General features: G+C 28.0%; 17 protein-coding genes. 3 read left to right on the forward strand and 14 right to left on the reverse strand.

Features of this window, described 5'->3' with window-relative positions:
• Positions 1-16: 16 nt before the first annotated feature.
• Together ACZ5SO_RS12715 and ACZ5SO_RS12720 are read left to right on the forward strand one after the other, a co-directional pair.
• Positions 17-1,435, forward strand: a complete 1,419-nt coding sequence (locus ACZ5SO_RS12715; RefSeq protein ID WP_464625086.1) for a S41 family peptidase — start codon at positions 17-19, stop codon at positions 1,433-1,435.
• The gene (locus ACZ5SO_RS12720; protein WP_464625088.1) at positions 1,436-2,194 is read left to right on the forward strand and encodes an RsmE family RNA methyltransferase; all 759 of its coding nucleotides are present in this window, start codon (positions 1,436-1,438) and stop codon (positions 2,192-2,194) included. It abuts the gene before it with no gap.
• Positions 2,195-2,289: 95 nt separating this feature from the next.
• Here ACZ5SO_RS12720 and ACZ5SO_RS12725 read toward each other — a convergent pair whose 3' ends face one another.
• The 5 genes from ACZ5SO_RS12725 to murA all read right to left on the reverse strand — a co-directional run bounded on the left by ACZ5SO_RS12725 (position 2,290) and on the right by murA (position 6,997).
• On the reverse strand, positions 2,290-2,424 hold the full coding sequence (locus ACZ5SO_RS12725) for a FeoB-associated Cys-rich membrane protein (protein ID WP_464625090.1): 135 nt from the start codon (positions 2,422-2,424) through the stop codon (positions 2,290-2,292).
• Between the two features lie 9 nt (positions 2,425-2,433).
• A complete protein-coding gene (gene feoB, locus ACZ5SO_RS12730) occupies positions 2,434-4,467 on the reverse strand; it encodes a ferrous iron transport protein B (protein ID WP_464625092.1) in 2,034 nt (677 codons plus the stop codon).
• 11 nt (positions 4,468-4,478) lie between these two features.
• A complete protein-coding gene (locus ACZ5SO_RS12735) occupies positions 4,479-4,700 on the reverse strand; it encodes a FeoA family protein (RefSeq protein ID WP_464625093.1) in 222 nt (73 codons plus the stop codon).
• A gap of 35 nt (positions 4,701-4,735) precedes the next feature.
• Positions 4,736-4,948 (reverse strand): FeoA family protein, encoded by a 213-nt coding sequence (locus ACZ5SO_RS12740; protein WP_464625095.1) that lies wholly within the window; start codon positions 4,946-4,948, stop codon positions 4,736-4,738.
• A gap of 768 nt (positions 4,949-5,716) precedes the next feature.
• Positions 5,717-6,997, reverse strand: a complete 1,281-nt coding sequence (murA, locus tag ACZ5SO_RS12745) for a UDP-N-acetylglucosamine 1-carboxyvinyltransferase (protein WP_464625096.1) — start codon at positions 6,995-6,997, stop codon at positions 5,717-5,719.
• A 246-nt stretch (positions 6,998-7,243) separates the two neighbouring features.
• Between murA and metK the strand changes: the two genes are divergently transcribed.
• Positions 7,244-8,398 (forward strand): methionine adenosyltransferase, encoded by a 1,155-nt coding sequence (metK, locus tag ACZ5SO_RS12750; protein ID WP_464625097.1) that lies wholly within the window; start codon positions 7,244-7,246, stop codon positions 8,396-8,398.
• Between the two features lie 46 nt (positions 8,399-8,444).
• On the opposite strand, the gene ACZ5SO_RS12755 is transcribed toward metK, so the two are convergent.
• The 9 genes from ACZ5SO_RS12755 to dnaA all read right to left on the reverse strand — a co-directional run bounded on the left by ACZ5SO_RS12755 (position 8,445) and on the right by dnaA (position 16,868).
• Positions 8,445-9,017: a hypothetical protein gene (locus ACZ5SO_RS12755; protein ID WP_464625098.1), complete on the reverse strand. Its 573-nt coding sequence runs from the start codon at positions 9,015-9,017 to the stop codon at positions 8,445-8,447.
• A gap of 193 nt (positions 9,018-9,210) precedes the next feature.
• Positions 9,211-9,861 carry an RNA-binding cell elongation regulator Jag/EloR gene (gene jag, locus ACZ5SO_RS12760; protein WP_464625099.1) on the reverse strand — a complete coding sequence of 217 codons (651 nt, stop codon included), beginning with the start codon at positions 9,859-9,861 and terminating at the stop codon, positions 9,211-9,213.
• Positions 9,862-9,905: 44 nt separating this feature from the next.
• Positions 9,906-11,759: a membrane protein insertase YidC gene (gene yidC, locus ACZ5SO_RS12765; protein ID WP_464625100.1), complete on the reverse strand. Its 1,854-nt coding sequence runs from the start codon at positions 11,757-11,759 to the stop codon at positions 9,906-9,908.
• Between the two features lie 61 nt (positions 11,760-11,820).
• Positions 11,821-12,168, reverse strand: coding sequence for a ribonuclease P protein component (rnpA, locus tag ACZ5SO_RS12770; RefSeq protein ID WP_464625102.1), 348 nt, complete (start codon positions 12,166-12,168; stop codon positions 11,821-11,823).
• Positions 12,149-12,316, reverse strand: coding sequence for a 50S ribosomal protein L34 (gene rpmH, locus ACZ5SO_RS12775; protein ID WP_464625103.1), 168 nt, complete (start codon positions 12,314-12,316; stop codon positions 12,149-12,151). Before rpmH ends, rnpA begins: the two co-directional genes overlap by 20 nt.
• A gap of 107 nt (positions 12,317-12,423) precedes the next feature.
• Positions 12,424-12,732: a DciA family protein gene (locus ACZ5SO_RS12780; RefSeq protein WP_464625104.1), complete on the reverse strand. Its 309-nt coding sequence runs from the start codon at positions 12,730-12,732 to the stop codon at positions 12,424-12,426.
• Positions 12,729-13,814 (reverse strand): DNA replication/repair protein RecF, encoded by a 1,086-nt coding sequence (gene recF / locus ACZ5SO_RS12785; RefSeq protein ID WP_464625105.1) that lies wholly within the window; start codon positions 13,812-13,814, stop codon positions 12,729-12,731. Before recF ends, ACZ5SO_RS12780 begins: the two co-directional genes overlap by 4 nt.
• The gene (gene dnaN / locus ACZ5SO_RS12790; protein WP_464625106.1) at positions 13,814-14,932 is read right to left on the reverse strand and encodes a DNA polymerase III subunit beta; all 1,119 of its coding nucleotides are present in this window, start codon (positions 14,930-14,932) and stop codon (positions 13,814-13,816) included. Before dnaN ends, recF begins: the two co-directional genes overlap by 1 nt.
• A gap of 493 nt (positions 14,933-15,425) precedes the next feature.
• The gene (dnaA, locus tag ACZ5SO_RS12795) at positions 15,426-16,868 is read right to left on the reverse strand and encodes a chromosomal replication initiator protein DnaA (RefSeq protein ID WP_464625108.1); all 1,443 of its coding nucleotides are present in this window, start codon (positions 16,866-16,868) and stop codon (positions 15,426-15,428) included.
• Positions 16,869-16,872: the final 4 nt, after the last annotated feature.

A 16,872-nucleotide genomic window follows, 5' to 3' on the forward strand; every position in this document is an offset into this window, starting at 1 on the left:
ATGTATTATATTTAATATGAATAAGTTTATTAAATTTACAATTATTACTATTATTTTAACTTCTAGCTTTCTATATGCAAGTGGAAGTAATGAAGCAAAAAATCAGACGGTTATTGCAGCTTCTCCAAATACCAAAGTAATTCAAGAAAATATCAATAATATAGCTTATCTTTATCAAATTATTGATGCTTTATCTATTAATGAAGTTGATAATGATAAAGCTCTTGAAGGCATGGCAACAGGTTTATTAGATTCTTTAGGAGATGAATACTCTTTTTATATTTCAGAAGAGGACTCAGCTGCATATGAAGAACAATCAACTGGATTATACGGTGGAATTGGAACATATCTAACTAAAAAAAATCCAAAAGTTGTAGATGATAATGAAGATAAAGAGGACAAGGATTATTACATACAGATATCTTCTCCATTTCCTGGAGGACCAGCTGATAGAGCAGGCTTAAAAGCTAATGATTATATTACTCATATAGATGGAGAGCCTGTAGATGATTTAAGTGCAACTGAAGCCTCCTTAAAGCTTAGAGGAGACCCGGGAACTGAAGTCAGTATTACAATCCTTAGAGGTTCTAAAAGTTTTGATATCACTTTAACCCGTGAAGTTGTTGAGACACCATCAACTACTAAAGATGTTATTAATAATCATATAGGTTATATTCAAATTAACCAATTTACAGCAGTTACAGCAGATCAATTTAAAGAAGATTTCCAAGAATTGCTAGATAAAAACATAGATAGCTTGATTATCGATTTAAGAAATAACAGAGGAGGAATTGTAGATTCTGCATTAAATATTGCTGATTTATTCTTAGATGGAGATACTATATTAATAACTGAACAAAAAGAAACTTTACCTAATAATACCCAAATTACTAAAGCTACTCCTACAACAATGGTAGATGATTCTTTTAGACTTGTCTTATTAGTAAATGGAGGAACAGCTTCATCATCTGAAATTTTAACTGGTGCGTTAAAAGATAATAACAGAGCCTTAGTAATAGGTTCTAAAACTTTTGGTAAAGGCATAATGCAACAAACCTTCCCATTTGGTAAAGGCTTTGTTCAATTCACTATTGCTCATTATTTAACTCCAAATTCAATTGATATTCATGAAGTTGGAATTGAACCAGATATAGAAATTGAAGAAGAAATCTTCGAAGATGATGAAATCCCAATATATGAAGAATTAATGGAATCAAACAAGGTTTCAAATTTCGTAGATGAAAATCCTGAATATACAAAAGAAAATTTAAATAAATTTGCTGATGAGATTGATAATAAAGATTTAAATAGAAATGCTTTATTAGTTCTTGTTAGAAATGAATACTTATCAAGGATGGATTATGATGAAAGACCTGTCTACGATCTTTATCTTGATAAAGCTCTAGTTGAAGCCGTTAATCAATTGGAGAATTAAATGAGACAGTATGTTTTACCCTCTACCTTTAATGGGGAAACCCAATTAAAGTTAAAAGGCAAAGACTGCCAATACTTTACAAAAGTTTTAAGACTGAAAACAGGAGATAAAATTTTTGCTAGAGATATACATGGCTCTCCATATCAATTAACACTATTATCATTTGATAAAAATAGTTGTTTAATTGAAGTTAACCCTTTAGAAAAAGGAGAGTCTTTTATATCAACTGATGAACTTCCATCCTTTTCAGGAAAATATCCAAAGCTTCATTTATATCAATGCGTATGTAAAGGTAAAAAAAATGATACCATTATTAAAATGGCAACTGAACTCGGAGTTCATTCTATAACACTAGTTCAAAGTAAATTTTGCATTGCAAAAAAAGATAATTCAAACACTAAGCGATACGAAACTATTATAAAAGAAGCAATTCAACAATCAGGCTCTCCTATAATTACTAAATTTAATAAGATAGTTGATTTTAAAGAGTTTATTGAATCTCTAGATTTTCCCCTTTTGTTTTTTCATCAAATTGATTTAGATAACAATAGTTCTTTAAAAGAGAAAATAAAACATCTTGATTTTGATACAAATATAGGAATTTTAATAGGTCCAGAGGGCGGGTTAAGCGATGAGGAGTGTAACCTTTTATTAAACAAAGGTGGCATTCCTGTTATGTTAAAAACCAATATTTTGAGAGCTGAAACTGCAGCAATAGTTGGACTGAGTGCAATTCACACTTTAATGATGGAACAATAAATGAAAACGGATTGTATTTTTTAAAATTACAATCCGTTAATAAATTAAACACTACTTAAAGATAATGTCTTAAAGATATAATGGGAATTTTATATCTAGAATCCACAACCACTGCAACCACTACTACAGTTACCGTTACAGTCCTTTTTGTTTTTATTCTTTTTAACAAAACTAACAATGCCAAATATAACAAGGGCAACTGCTACTATTGCAATAATCCAATTAATCATACAATTCTCCTAAAATCCAAATAAGAGTCCAATAATTCTTATTATCATAGCGACTATGTATGCAGTTAGCATTTGAACACCAACTCCACCAAGAGTTTTCTTCCAAGTTTTTAATTCTCTATGCATTGATCCTACAGCAGCAAAACAAGGCATACATAATAAATTAAACATTATATAAGCGAATCCACCGCTTGTAGTTGGAATATCTCTTCTAACTGTTGGTAAAGCATTATGATCCCCACCTTCTGATAAGATTCCATCATAAATTTCTCTAGCAGCATCTACATCATAAATACCACCTTCGAAACCAGCTTCTTCTAATTCAGCTTGAGTTGCATCTTCAGCATTAAAGTAATTCGATAAATATTCTTCACTAATATCTTCATCATAAACTTGTGCAAAGGTTGCAACTACATTTTCTTTTGCTATCCAACCTGTAATTATACCAACAGTTGGTCTCCAACCACTAAATCCTAAAGGATTAAAAATAGGACTTATAACTTTACCAACAGAAGCCATAAATGAATCATCCATTGCGCTCATAACACTGTTATTTTCATTATTCGCTTTGTTAACGCCATTGAATGAATTAACATTAAAGTTTGTTAAGAACCAAATCAAAATTGTTGAAGCTAAAATTATAGTACCAGCTTTTCTTGCAAATCCTTTTATTTTTTCCAAAGAATGCTGAAGAACCGAAATTGGAGTAGGCCATCTATATTGAGGTAATTCCATTAAGAAATTTGAAACAGCACCTTTATACCAAATTTTATTTAAAATAAGAGATACAATAATTGCAACACTTAAGGCAATTGCATAAATCAAGAAAGTTACATTAGCAGCTTGTTCAGGAGAAAATAATATTGCAACAAATAAAGCAATTATAGGTAATTTAGCTCCACAAGGCATAAAGGCTGTAATGATTGTTGTTATATGCCTATCTTTTTCTTCATCTAGAGTTCTAGTTGCCATAATAGCTGGAACACCACAACCAAAACCCATCAATAAAGGAATAAAAGACTTACCTGACAGACCGAATTTTCTAAAAATTCTATCTAATACAAAAGCTACTCTAGCCATGTATCCACTATCTTCTAAAATACTTAATAATAGATATAAGACTAAAACTAATGGCATAAAACCAAGGACAGCACCGATACCACCAAATATACCATCGATAACAAGACCTTGAGCCCATGGTGCAGCATTAACTAAACCTAAAGCTACAAGATTTGTTAAAGCTTCCCAAATAGCTTCTACCCAGCCTGCGAAAATAATACCTAAGCCAGGAATTCCTACAAAGAATAAGTTTTCACCTAAACTAATTTGGAATAATAAATACATAACAACAGCAAAAATAGGCAATCCTAATATTTTATTTGTCAAAATTCTATCTATTTTGCTACTTTTTGTTTCTGTATTTTCAACTTGTTTATTCTTTTTATAACAATGCTTTACTACATTTGTAATTTTTTCATATCTTGCATTTGCAACTTGTTCATCATCTAAATCTTTTAATTTTTCAAATAATGGTATTTTTTTTGGTACTATACCTTTTTCAATTGTTTCTTGAACTGCATGATATAATTCATCTATACCTTGATTATTTCTAGCTGATATTTTAACAACTTTAACTCCAAACTCTTTTTCTAGATAATCAACATCAATATGTTCTCCTCTTTGCTTAAGCTCATCACTCATATTTAAAGCAATTACTGTTGGAACACCAGTTTCAAGAATTTGTAATGTTAAATATAAATTTCTTTCTAAATTTGGAGATTCTACTATATCAATAACACAATCGGGTCTTTCTTTTACTATATAATCTCTCGCTATTTTTTCTTCTTCACTATAAGGAGAAAGAGAATAAGTTCCAGGTAAATCTAAAATATTATATTCTGAATGTTTTTTCCAAAGACCTTCCTTCTTATCAACTGTAACTCCTGGCCAGTTACCTACATGTTGTTTTGAACCAGTAAGTATATTAAAAAGAGTTGTTTTACCACAGTTCGGATTTCCTGCTAACGCTAAATTGTATTTCATCTGCAATATCCTTATTGTTTAATCTCAATAACAGAAGCTTCAGATTTTCTTAAGCTAAGATTATATCCGCGTAATCTAATTTCTAAAGGATCCCCTAATGGTGCAACCTTAATTAATTGAATCTCTATTCCCGTCGTTATCCCCATATCCAGTAATCTGTGTCGTAAAACACCTTCGGTACCAAAAGAAACAACTTTCCCTTTTTGGCCTGGTTTTAAATCACACAAAGTCATACAAAAAGCTCCTCACTAAAAATTTTAAATATTATTTATGCTACTTGAATAAGATGTGCTAACCCTTTGTTCAACGCCAATCTTGTTCCTTTTATTTCAAGTACTAAGCCCATTGGACTTTCACTTACTATGGTAACTGAATTACCTGGAACAAATCCCATAGATAATAGACGTTGTTTTAACTCTGAGGAAGCACTTATAGAAACGATTTCTTTTGAGTCTCCTAGTGATAACATTGATAATGGCATACACTCTCCTTCGTTAGATGCAACTAACTTAATTCATCAATCATGTTAGCCTTGTATAATAAAAATGTCAATAATAAAATATAAAAATATTTATATTTATAATTACTTATTTAACATACAATTAAATATCTTTTAAATATAAATATAATAATATTCATTACTTTTTTCTATATTTTTTGTAACAAAAAATTGTTATTTGGGGATAATATATCAATAGTTATTATACTAAAATGTTATAGGCTATTATTTTTTTTTAGAATATCAAATTTACAGAATTATTAATACAATAAGATGGATTATTTTATTAAAAAAAATAATATAAATTAAAGCAATTCATAATTTTTATATAAATAAATAGTTATTATATAAATAATTAAATAAGTATTTTTTAGTTTTTAAATGGAAACTAAATTAAATGAACTACACCCTAAAAAAACACAAAACATAAAGAATATGGTATTTTTTTGATTTTTATTAAATTTTAGCAATTTTTTGTGGAAAAGTTGTTATTTTAAGCTATATTAAAATTAGCAATTCTTATATAACAATTATTATATTTTAATAATATTTCATTTAATACTTTACATATAAAAATAGAGTTAATTTTATACTATATAAAGAATTATGTAATCATTTACAATATATATGACTGATATTTAATATGTTAGAAAAGTGTTAAGTATTATATATACTTAACATATGTAGCAATTGTGGATAAGTTGTGGAAAACTTTTATCTTATATCCAAATTAGAAGTATAATCAATTGATTATATTTTTAATATATTGATTCCTATACTACCTAACTTTTTTTCGAAATTTTCGTAACCCCTTTCAATTTGATATATATTTTGGATTTCACTTTCTCCTTCTGTACAAGCTGCTGCAATAACTAGAGCCATACCCGCTCTAACATCAGGACTTGTAACAAGTGCTGGTTTTAATTTAGTTGGACCATTAACAATTGCTCTATGTGGATCACAGAGAATAATATCAGCTCCCATTCTGATTAACCAATCTACAAAATACATTCTAGATTCATACATTTTTTCATGAAGCAAAATTGTACCTCTCATCTGCGTTGCACATACTGTTATTATTGATAATAAGTCAGCAGGAAAACCTGGCCAAGGTGAATCATCTATCTTATTAGTTAGGCCGTTTAAACTTTTTTGTATTATTCTTTTTTGATTTTTAGGAACTATTAAAGTATTATTTCCCTTATAAAAAAACTCAATACCAATCTTTCTAAATCCCAAATTAATACTATTTAAAATATTTTCATCAACATTTTTTATTACTAAACTTCCCTTAGTTGCTGCTGCTAAACCAATTAAAGACCCCACTTCCATGTAATCACATCCTACTGTATATTCACAACCCCTTAATTTTTTAGCACCTTTTATTGTAATTAAATTTGATCCTATTCCCTTAATTTCACAACCCATTTTTATCAACATTTTACATAAATCTTGAACATGTGGCTCACAAGCAGCATTTTCTATAACACTTTCTTCAGGACAAAGAGCACAAGCCATTAATACATTTTCTGTAGCAGTTACAGAAGCCTCATCTAAAAAAATATGATTATTTTTTAATGAATCACACTTAATAGTTAATGATCCTTTTTCACTTATCTTGCACTCACAACCTAGATAAGATAAACCTGTAAAATGTGTATCGATTCTTCTAAGACCTATAACATCTCCTCCTGGAGGAGGAAGTTCTACTTTTTTCAAAGTTGCAAGTAATGGACCAATTAATAATACAGAACCTCTAACTAAACCTATAGCTTCTTTTTGTAAAGTTCCTTTTCTATTTCCGCTTTTTATTATTAATGTATTATTACCTTCTTTTTTAATTGAAGATCCTAAATCTCTTAATAAATTACACATTACCTCTACATCTTTAATGAAGGGAATATTTCTTAAAACAACTTGCTCATCAGTTAATAATGTTGCAGCAATTAAAGGTAAGGCTGCATTTTTATTTCCACTAACGGTTATTTCTCCAAAGGTTGGATTTCCCCCAATAATTTTATAAGAACTCATTAATTTCTCCATTAAAAAATTAATATCATTATATCATAAATTATTTAATAAATTTCAACTTTTTACACAAAATGCTTAAATTGTCCCTTTACCAAATTTAGTTTTATAAATATCCTTTGGTTAACGTCGATTTGATAGCTCCCAGCTTGCGGACGTATAAACTGCTAAAGAGGGAACGGTAATTATTCATTATAATTCCGCGCTTCCCCTTCCCCAGTTAATTTAAATATTAAGGAAGGTCTTTTTATGATTTCTAATTTAAATAATCATGTTTTCACTTCAGAGAGTGTAAGTGAAGGTCACCCAGATAAAGTTTGTGATCAAATAAGTGATGCTATTCTAGATGAATGTCTAAGAGTTGATCCAAAATCAAGAGTTGCTTGTGAAACTTTGGCAACAACTAATAGAGTTATTATTGCCGGTGAAATTACAACTAAAGCTAAATTAAACTATGATAAAATTATCAGAGATGTAATTAAAGATATTGGTTACACTGATAAAAATACTGGTTTCAGCTATGATACTGTTGAAATAACGAATTTAATCCATGAACAAAGCCCTGATATTTCAAGGGGTGTTACTGAGGATACAAGCCTATTCGGTGATCAAGGAGCAGGAGATCAGGGTATGATGTTTGGTTTTGCTTGTAACGAAACTAAAGAATTTATGCCTCTGCCTATTATGTATTCCCATAAATTACTAAAAAAAGCCACTGAATTGAGAAAAAACAAAACAGTAGACTTTTTACTACCTGATGCAAAAAGTCAAGTATCAGTTGAATATGATAAGAATAACAAGCCATTAAGAATAACAACAGTAGTTATGAGTCATCAACATACTGAAAATATTTCTAGAAAAGAATTAGAATCTTTTTTAATAAATGAAGTAATAAAACCAACTTTAGCTCACACTAATTTATTAGATGATGAAACTAAATTTTACATCAACCCTACAGGTAGATTTGTAATTGGTGGTCCTAATGGAGATACAGGCTTAACTGGAAGAAAGATAATTGTTGATACATATGGCGGAATGGGACGCCATGGCGGTGGTGCTTTTTCTGGTAAAGATCCTTCTAAAGTTGATAGATCTGCGGCATATATGGCTAGATATATTGCTAAAAACTTAGTAGCAAACAACCTTTGTGAAAAATGTGAAGTCGAATTAGCATATGCTATTGGTGTTTCTCAACCAATATCAGTATTTGTTAATACTTTTAACACAAGTAAATATAATTATAAAGAATTGGAAAATATTGTTAGAAATAATTTTGATTTAACGCCTAAAGGAATTATTAAAACTCTAGACTTATTGAAACCAATATATAAAAATAATGTTAATTATGGACATTTTGGTAAAGAAAATGTTAGCTGGGAAAAAATTATCAAATTAAGTATTTAATTAATAAAGAAATATTGCCACTTCAGTTTGAAGTGGCAACTTTTTTTTAATCAACTACAGAATACTCAATATCTATATCTGAAAAATATAATCCTGAAAGTAAAGTATCATTACCGCCCCAGGCTAAAACAAATCTTACTTCAACTATGTTATCAGTTAAACTATGCTTGCCTTTTGGAATTGATATATAAGAGGAAAATGGAACATTGTCATTTCTAATTACGCTATTGGGTAGATTTGGATCTATTGCATTTACATATAACTGTGTATCAACATTTGCAGTTTGAGTTCCAGGATATCCAACAAATTTTTGACCTTGTATTCTTACTTCTAAATTTCTTGAAAAATCTTGATTACCTTCAATAACTATTCTAAAAACTTTTGTTCTTCCTTCTTGAGATATATTAAATCTTCCATTGTTTTCATCTAAAATTGTTATATCGTCTAATAATCGCTCTTCATCATAATAAAGTGATGCAACATAACTCTCTGTCTCAACTTCTCCTAATACTTTAAATACCAAGGTTTCATCAATTCCATTAATTAAAACGGTTTCAGAGAAGACTTGGTTATTAAATAAAATAAAAAGGAGGCAAAAAATTATAATAAATTTTTTCATAACGTCTCCTTGCGATTAAATCCTTCAAATTTAATCTTAAATAACAACAAATAGCACAATTTCAATCTATTATACTTTATATCTCATGTCAATAACACAAAAAAAAAATTAATAATACTGACTCATCTATAAAAAAAGATATTATAGATTTTTTCATCAATATTATTAATTTCTAAGTTTATACTTTTAACTATTATTTTATAGGAATAATTCTAATTTGTTTATATAAACTATCGCCTTCACTTTTTGTTTCAATTCCTTGAAAATCATTTAAAGCTGTATGGACTAATCTTCTTTCAAAAGGATTCATTGGCTCTAATAAACGACTTCTACCAGTATATTTTACTTGTTCAGCAGTTTTATAAGCCATCCTAATAATTCTTTCTTCATGTCTTAATCTATAGTTTTCACTGTCGATTATAACTTTTTGATCTTGATCTAATCTACCAACAAAAACATTAGTTAATAGTTGAATAGAATCTAAATTTTTACCTTTGCGTCCAATAATTATCGAAGAGTTTTCACTCTCAATATTTAATCCCAACTTTCTTTCTTTTCTGAAATTAACGCTCACTTTTGCTTCGTAACCCATTTTTTTAATTAAAGTTGTTACAAAATCAATAACTTTGTTTTCAAAATCGCTGTTTAAAGGTGCTTCATTTTCTTCAAGAGATTCTTCGCTTCCATCGTTATAATAAATCTTTATTCTAACATTTTTTTTAAACAAACCTTTTCTCTTGGGAGGAAGAATTTCAATATCGAAATCCTCCCTTTCAATTTGAAGCTCTTCGACAGCTTTTGAAATAGCTTCTTGTTCGCTACGTCCTTCAAATTCTCGAGTCATATATTTCTCCGTTGCAGATAGGTTATACCCCTGCTCATTAATTTCTACTTTTTGTTTTTTGGTCCTTTTTTAGGAAAAGCTATCTTCTTTTGAGAATTTTCTTTTGCTTTTCTATTATTCCACAATTGTTGTAAAATACTAATTGCATTCATTACTGACCAATATAGCAACAATCCTGATGGAGCATTATAAAGTACAAAGAAGAACATTATTGGCATACCATAGGTCATCATCTTCATCATAGAAGCTGATTGGCCGGCAGCCGCACTTTGACCAGATTGAGTTATCTTCATAGAGAAAATCATACTTACTGTATATAAAATTGGTAGTAAGTGAATTTGATTTCCTAGGATTGGTATAAAGAATTTCAATGTATATATTGTTTCTGGTTGAGATAAGTCTGTAATCCAACCTGGAATAAACATTGCTCCTCTTAATTCAAAATGCTTATTTAATAATCCATAGAAAGCTATAAGTATTGGGAATTGTATCAACATTGGAAGACAACCACTAATTGGATTAACGCCTTCTTTTTTATACAATTCAGACATTTTTTTATTTAACTTTTCAGGATTATCTTCATATTTTTTCTTTAATTCTTCCATTTGTGGACCAAGAGCGCTCATCTTTGCTGAACTTTGCATACTCTTTTTGGTTAAAGGATTAATTAAAATCTTTAAAATTATGGTCAATAGAATAATATCAATACCATAGTTAGGAATTATTTTGTTTAATAAAGACAAGGACCATTTCAAAATATTTTCTAACCAACCTAACCAAGATGAAGCATCAACTGCTTTTTCTAAATTTAGGCCAGATAAACCAAATGAATTATCTTTGGCATTATTATAAACAGAAAGGTTTTCAGCTAATTCTGGACCACAATAGAATCTATATGTATCAGTATTATAAGAACTCTTAATTACAGGTCTTGTATAATACATACCATTAGCTTGTGCTAAACCATCTACATTTGTTTCTTGAGTTAAAGTAATATTATATTTGGTTGCATCAGGAATTGCAATTATAGCAAAATATTTACCTGCTAAAGCAGTCCAAGTTACATAATCTTGAATTTCTTCAACTCCATCAACTTTGATAGTTGATTTCTTTGATTCACCATCATATTTTGCATAAAATCTTCTATAAGAATAATTATTATTACTCATAGTTTCAAATGTGGGACCAAGTTGAGGTTCAAATGCTAATGTATATGAATTATTTTCGAAATTTAATGGGATAGCTTTATTTACACTATTCTCAATATTTATATCAACTTCAAATAAATATTCATTCTCACCGAATGTGAAAGTTTTAGTTACTGTGAACGTATCACCTTGTTCTTGATTTTCATTTATTAAAGCAAAGGTTTTTGTAAATACAACTTCATTTCCATTTACATAATAATTGAAATTTGCATCGATAGGATTAGTTGTATCTTTTCCGGCATACATTAAGAAGGCATTTTTATCTGAATCACCTTTGAATAATAATTCAACAGGATTTCCCTCTGTATCTAAATGATCAATCAACTGAATTGATGAAACTGAAGCACCTTTTGTATCAAAGGTTATTCTCAACACTCCATTTTCAAAAACAAATTCTTGTTCACTAGATTGATCATCAACAGCAACAAAAGATCCTGGCTTACCTGAATTCCAAGCATCTTTTTCGTTTATGTAAGTATAATCAGTATTTGAATCTAAAATAATTTGATTTGAAGATGAATTAGTATTATTGGCAATTTGATTTGTAGCAGATACATCTTCATCTTGTTGTTGTACTAATGTCTCATCTGTTGAAACAAGCTCTGGTGTAAAAAATGTTGTTTGTATAAACATCCCTAAAGTTACAACAACAATAGTTAAAAACATTGCTAGTATAGTTCTTTTATCCATGTCTACTCCTGTAGATAACATATCAGGTTCTATACAGGAATGGAAATAAGGAACTTATTTACTAATCTAAATAAATTCCCTGTTCTTCACAAAGTTCTAGAATTGTTTTCTCTAGTTTTTTGCTATCAAAAACCTTTCCTGGATATACCAAAAAAATAAAATCATTGCCAGAAATAAATTTATCTTTATTTTTTCTCCATATTTCTTTAATTCTTCTACGAATTGTATTTCTTTCAACCGCATTACCAAAGTGTTTAACTGGAATTACTATAATTCTATTTCGGTTTAAATTATTAGGAGCTAAAATTAGTTTAATACCACGCCTAGATGTGGATTTACCATTTTTAAAAGCATTATCTATTTCTGACTTTTTTCTTAATATCTCAAGTTTAGAAAGGCTTTTTCTCATCACAAACAGACAATTTATGTCTACCTTTTGCTCTTCTACGTGCTAGCACTTTTCTTCCACCTACAGTAGCCATGCGGGCACGGAATCCAAACTTTCTGTTTCTTTTAACTTTACTTGGTTGGTAAGTTCTTTTTCCTTTATAACTCATCTCTTATCTCCAATTCATCGCTTGCGCGGATCTTTCTATTTTGTTATCTAGGCGCAAGGCCCTTCGAGTTGCAAAGTATATAGAGCATAGCAATATACGTCAAGTGCTTACCTACAAATAATATGTATAGATTTTATATTACTTACAGGAAATTCTTTTTGTATATTATTCAAAATATTTTTTTTACTCATATTCGCTTTTTGCACCCAAGCTGGATGATCAGCTACTAAAATTAAAACACCATCTTTAATTTCTTTTATTTTTAAATGGTTTTTTAATTTACTTTTTATTATTATATCCCATTTCTCACTAATTTCAAAAGCTAAAGGTTTCTTTTTTTGTAAAACATTTTGTAAATATAAATCTACAAGTTCTTTACTCGATATAGGTTTATCTTTACATATTCTGTTTTTCACTTTAATTTAAAAACTCCTTCTTCAACATTATAGACTAGACTATTAACTAAATCAATTTTATTAAAATATTTTTCTTCAGGTAAAAAAGTGAAAAAAGCTTGACTATAATCATTGAATATTTTCAAAAATTTATCTCTTTTTTCATGGTCTAATTCTAATAAAACATCATCTACTAACAATATGGGTTCCTTATCTGTTTTAATTTTATAATATTTACATTGAGTAGCTCTTAAAACTAGAGAAGCTAATCTTTGTTGTCCTGTAGATCCTATAGCAGATAATTCACCATTTTCTGTATTTACTGTAAATTTATCACGATGAATACCTACATTTGAAAGTGAGAATTTTATGTCTCTTTCTCTATTTTGTTTTAGATTTTCAATTATATCTTCTTCACTTTCACATTTTTTCCAAGAACTTTTATATTCTAATTTAACATTTTCAATATTTGAAACTTCTTTATAAAGTGAAGGAAATAATTGATTCATTTCATCTACAGCCTTTTCTCTAGCATTTTTAATTAAAATACCATATTTTGCTAAATTATAATCATAAACATCTAAAAGATCATATTCTCCTTTTTTTAAAATTGCATTTCTTTGTTTTAATATTTTATTATAATATCTCAAATCATCAAAAAATATGGGATCATACATACTCATTGTTTGATTAAAATATTTTCTTCTTGATTCAGGTGTTCCTCTAACAAAGGCTATATCATCATGAGAAAAAACAATACAAGGAATATTATAAATTAAAAGCTTTCGATCATGGATAGTTTTATTATCTATTTTTATTTCTCTTTTTTTGTTGTTAATTGAAATTGAAATTTGCCTTTTTTCATTTTTATCTGTTAAAAAAGTTGCTTTTAAATTTAAACTCTTAGAAGTATAAGAAAGGAGCTCTTTTAAATTTGTAGTTCTAAAAGAGTTACCATAGCAAATAAAATACAAAGCTTCTAATAAATTAGTTTTACCTTGTCCATTAGCACCAATTAAAATTATTTGCTTTTTATTAAAATCTAAGGGATCTGTTAAATTTAAGTTTCTAAAAGATGTTCCTTGAATATTTAAAATTCTCATTATTTTGGTTGTATTGGCATTACAATATGCAAGTAACTTTTTTCATTTGATTCTGGTAAAAGTTTCAAAGTCTTATTAGGTCCATCAAAGTTTATTGAAAAATATTCAACATCCATGTTTTTTAATGGATCTAAAAAGAAGTTATAGTTTACAGCAATAGTAAGTTCTTCTCCATTATATACACAATCTATTTCTTCAAGAGCTTGTCCTTGTTCTGTTACATCACTTGTTAAAATTACTTTTGTAGGTAAGATATTTAAAAAGATTCTGTTACTTTTATCAAGAACGAAAAGTTTAACTCTGTTAATAGCATCAATAGTATCTTGTAAATTTAAAATACATTTATATTTTTGTTCTTGAGGAATAATTCTATTGTAAACTGGGAAACCAACTTCTATTAGAGAAGAATATAAAAAAGTTTCATCTGCTAATCTGATTGAAATTAAATTTTTTTCTAAAGCAATTTCCATTTCACCAGAGTCTTCTAAGATTTTAGAGAGAATATTTATGAACTTTGTTGGAATAGTTACTGAAGGAAAATTTGGTACGCTATCATCACATCTTTTTTTAATAAAAGATAAGCGTTTTCCATCTGTGGCTACCATGGCAATTCCACCATCAACTTTTTGAAAAAATTGACCGCAAAGATAATGTCTTGATTCATCTTTTGACGCTGCAAATTGTGTGTGTTTAATCATTTCTAAAAAAGAGACTGCACTAATTTTAAAAAAGTCTTTATTATCAGGAGATTCCATTACAGGAAATTCACTAGCATCAATAGTTTTTAGTTCAAAATTAAAATGTTTCTTTGAATCTTTTGGATATATGTTAAGACTGTCATTATTAGTTTCTAAAATAATATTATCTACTTTATTAAAAGCTTTTAAAATATCTCCTAGTTTATTACATGAAACAGTTGTTTCTCCTTCTTCAATGGTTATTACAGGAATTGAAGAAATATAACCCATATTATTATCAGTTGTTTTTATGATTAGTAAATCCTGTGTTGTTTTTAAAAATACATTTGTTGTAATAGAAATTGAACTTTTTGTATTCTTGAAGTCGTTTGCATTGAAAATCTTTTTTGCAAAGGTCTCTTTATCGCACATAAATTTCATATTTAGAATCTCCTATCTTTTATTATTATATATATAAATAGTTAATAATAATAGTAATAAGGCTTGTGGAAATGTGTAAAACTTATCTAATTTCTTTTAATAAAGCAACTTATTAATACTACTAGTTGTGGATAACTTGTGGATAAAATAAAAGTTATTAACAAGTTATCAACAAGAGTTTTATTTACCAAAAAGTTATCAACAATTTATACACATTATATTAACAGTTTTTGCACAGCTTTTCCACAACTTTTTAACAAGTTATTAACAGGTTTTACACAAGTAAAAATGTACAATTCACAATTTATACACAGCTTATCCACAAGTTATTAACAACTTATCCACAAGTTTTCCACAATCATAAATATAAAAAGAAATAAATTATTCTTTAAAATATATAAAAATATTTAAGTTTTTGCATTAAAAAAATAAGGCCATTTAATTAAATTAAAGGCCAAATAATATGATAAAATATGTAATATGTTTATATGAATTAAGCTAAAGAGAGAAGTGAATTTTTTATTGATTCGAGGTTTTTATTTAATTCTAAATTAGATGATTTTGATTTTTCAACTTTTTCAATTGCATGCATTATTGTTGTATGATCTTTACTAAAATCATAACCTATTTCAGTTGTAGAAAAATCAGTTAATTCCCTCGCTAAGTATATAGCTATTTGCCGGGCGTTAACTATTTTTCTATTACGTTTTTTTCCTTTAATATCGTAAGATGTTAAATCAAAATATTCAGCAGTTGCTCTAATAATTTTATCGACTGATAAGTTCTTTAAAGAACTGTTTTCACTAGATAGCGTTGGTGCTATTAACTCTTTAGCTTTATCTAAAGTTAATTGAACATTTGTAAATTCATGGAAGGCAGAAAGCTTAGTAAAAGCAGCTTCTAAATCCCTAACATTTGTATTAATATTTTGACAAAGATAATCTATAATTTCATCATTTAATATATAATTTTTTTCTTTATTTTTAACCCTAATTATTTTAACTTTTGTTTCATATTCAGGGGGACGAAGATCTACATTTATACCACGAGAAAATCTACTTTTTAATCTATCAGTCATAGATTTTAGTTCATTAATAGGTCTATCACAAGTAAAAACCATTTGTCTTCTAGTTTCATATAAGTCATTAAAAGTATGGAAGAGTTCTTCTTGTATCCCTTGCTTTCTTTGCAAGAAGTGAACGTCATCAATTAATAATACATCTACTTTTCTATATTTATTTTTAAAATTATTTATTTGAGAATTAGTTCCTAATGCATTTATAAATTCATTAGTAAATTTTTCTGCTGTAACATAAATAACTTTTAATCTTTCGTTATTCTCTAAAATATAATTACCAATAGATTGCAATAGATGAGTTTTTCCTAAACCAACACCACCATAAATTAAACACGGGTTGTATGCTATACCAGGTTCTTTTGCTATTGCTAAAGAAACATTATATGCTAGGCTAGTATTATCTCCCATAATAAAGGAATTGAAAGTATATCTTTCGTTTAAGCAACTTTCTTCTCTTCTTGTGCTAAGTCTTTTTCCTTGGATATCATTTTTTTTGGAATTTAATAAAGATGCAAAATTATTTTGTTTTTTCTCTAGGGGTTCTTCCTTAATTTTTTTTATAGAAGGAGAAGGTTTCTCTTCTTTTTTTTGAGGAAATTTTGGATTTTTTTTATCATTTACGAAAAATATAATTTCTAAATTTTCATCACTTAAATCAGATAAATATTCATTCAAAATTTTTAAGTATTGGTTAGTATAATATCCTTTTCTAAATTCAGACACAGAATCAATATAAAGTTTGTTGTCTTCTGCATAGACAAAATCCATTTTAATATTTTCTGCTGACTTATTATTTTGAATTAACTTTTGTATTATTTTATCCCATAAATCAGAATAGAACTCTTGTGTATTAACCATAAAA

It is taken from the genome of Pleomorphochaeta naphthae (assembly GCF_055396005.1).

Excerpts from the sequence above, each read along its gene's own strand:
- ACZ5SO_RS12715 (WP_464625086.1), top strand. The coding sequence starts at position 17 with ATGAATAAGTTTATTAAATTTACAATTATTACTATTATTTTAACTTCT.
- ACZ5SO_RS12720 (WP_464625088.1), top strand. The coding sequence starts at position 1,436 with ATGAGACAGTATGTTTTACCCTCTACCTTTAATGGGGAAACCCAATTA.
- ACZ5SO_RS12725 (WP_464625090.1), bottom strand. The coding sequence starts at position 2,424 with ATGATTAATTGGATTATTGCAATAGTAGCAGTTGCCCTTGTTATATTT.
- feoB (WP_464625092.1), bottom strand. The coding sequence starts at position 4,467 with ATGAAATACAATTTAGCGTTAGCAGGAAATCCGAACTGTGGTAAAACA.
- ACZ5SO_RS12735 (WP_464625093.1), bottom strand. The coding sequence starts at position 4,700 with ATGACTTTGTGTGATTTAAAACCAGGCCAAAAAGGGAAAGTTGTTTCT.
- ACZ5SO_RS12740 (WP_464625095.1), bottom strand. The coding sequence starts at position 4,948 with ATGCCATTATCAATGTTATCACTAGGAGACTCAAAAGAAATCGTTTCT.
- murA (WP_464625096.1), bottom strand. The coding sequence starts at position 6,997 with ATGAGTTCTTATAAAATTATTGGGGGAAATCCAACCTTTGGAGAAATA.
- metK (WP_464625097.1), top strand. The coding sequence starts at position 7,244 with ATGATTTCTAATTTAAATAATCATGTTTTCACTTCAGAGAGTGTAAGT.
- ACZ5SO_RS12755 (WP_464625098.1), bottom strand. The coding sequence starts at position 9,017 with ATGAAAAAATTTATTATAATTTTTTGCCTCCTTTTTATTTTATTTAAT.
- jag (WP_464625099.1), bottom strand. The coding sequence starts at position 9,861 with ATGACTCGAGAATTTGAAGGACGTAGCGAACAAGAAGCTATTTCAAAA.
- yidC (WP_464625100.1), bottom strand. The coding sequence starts at position 11,759 with ATGGATAAAAGAACTATACTAGCAATGTTTTTAACTATTGTTGTTGTA.
- rnpA (WP_464625102.1), bottom strand. The coding sequence starts at position 12,168 with ATGAGAAAAAGCCTTTCTAAACTTGAGATATTAAGAAAAAAGTCAGAA.
- rpmH (WP_464625103.1), bottom strand. The coding sequence starts at position 12,316 with ATGAGTTATAAAGGAAAAAGAACTTACCAACCAAGTAAAGTTAAAAGA.
- recF (WP_464625105.1), bottom strand. The coding sequence starts at position 13,814 with ATGAGAATTTTAAATATTCAAGGAACATCTTTTAGAAACTTAAATTTA.
- dnaN (WP_464625106.1), bottom strand. The coding sequence starts at position 14,932 with ATGAAATTTATGTGCGATAAAGAGACCTTTGCAAAAAAGATTTTCAAT.
- dnaA (WP_464625108.1), bottom strand. The coding sequence starts at position 16,868 with ATGGTTAATACACAAGAGTTCTATTCTGATTTATGGGATAAAATAATA.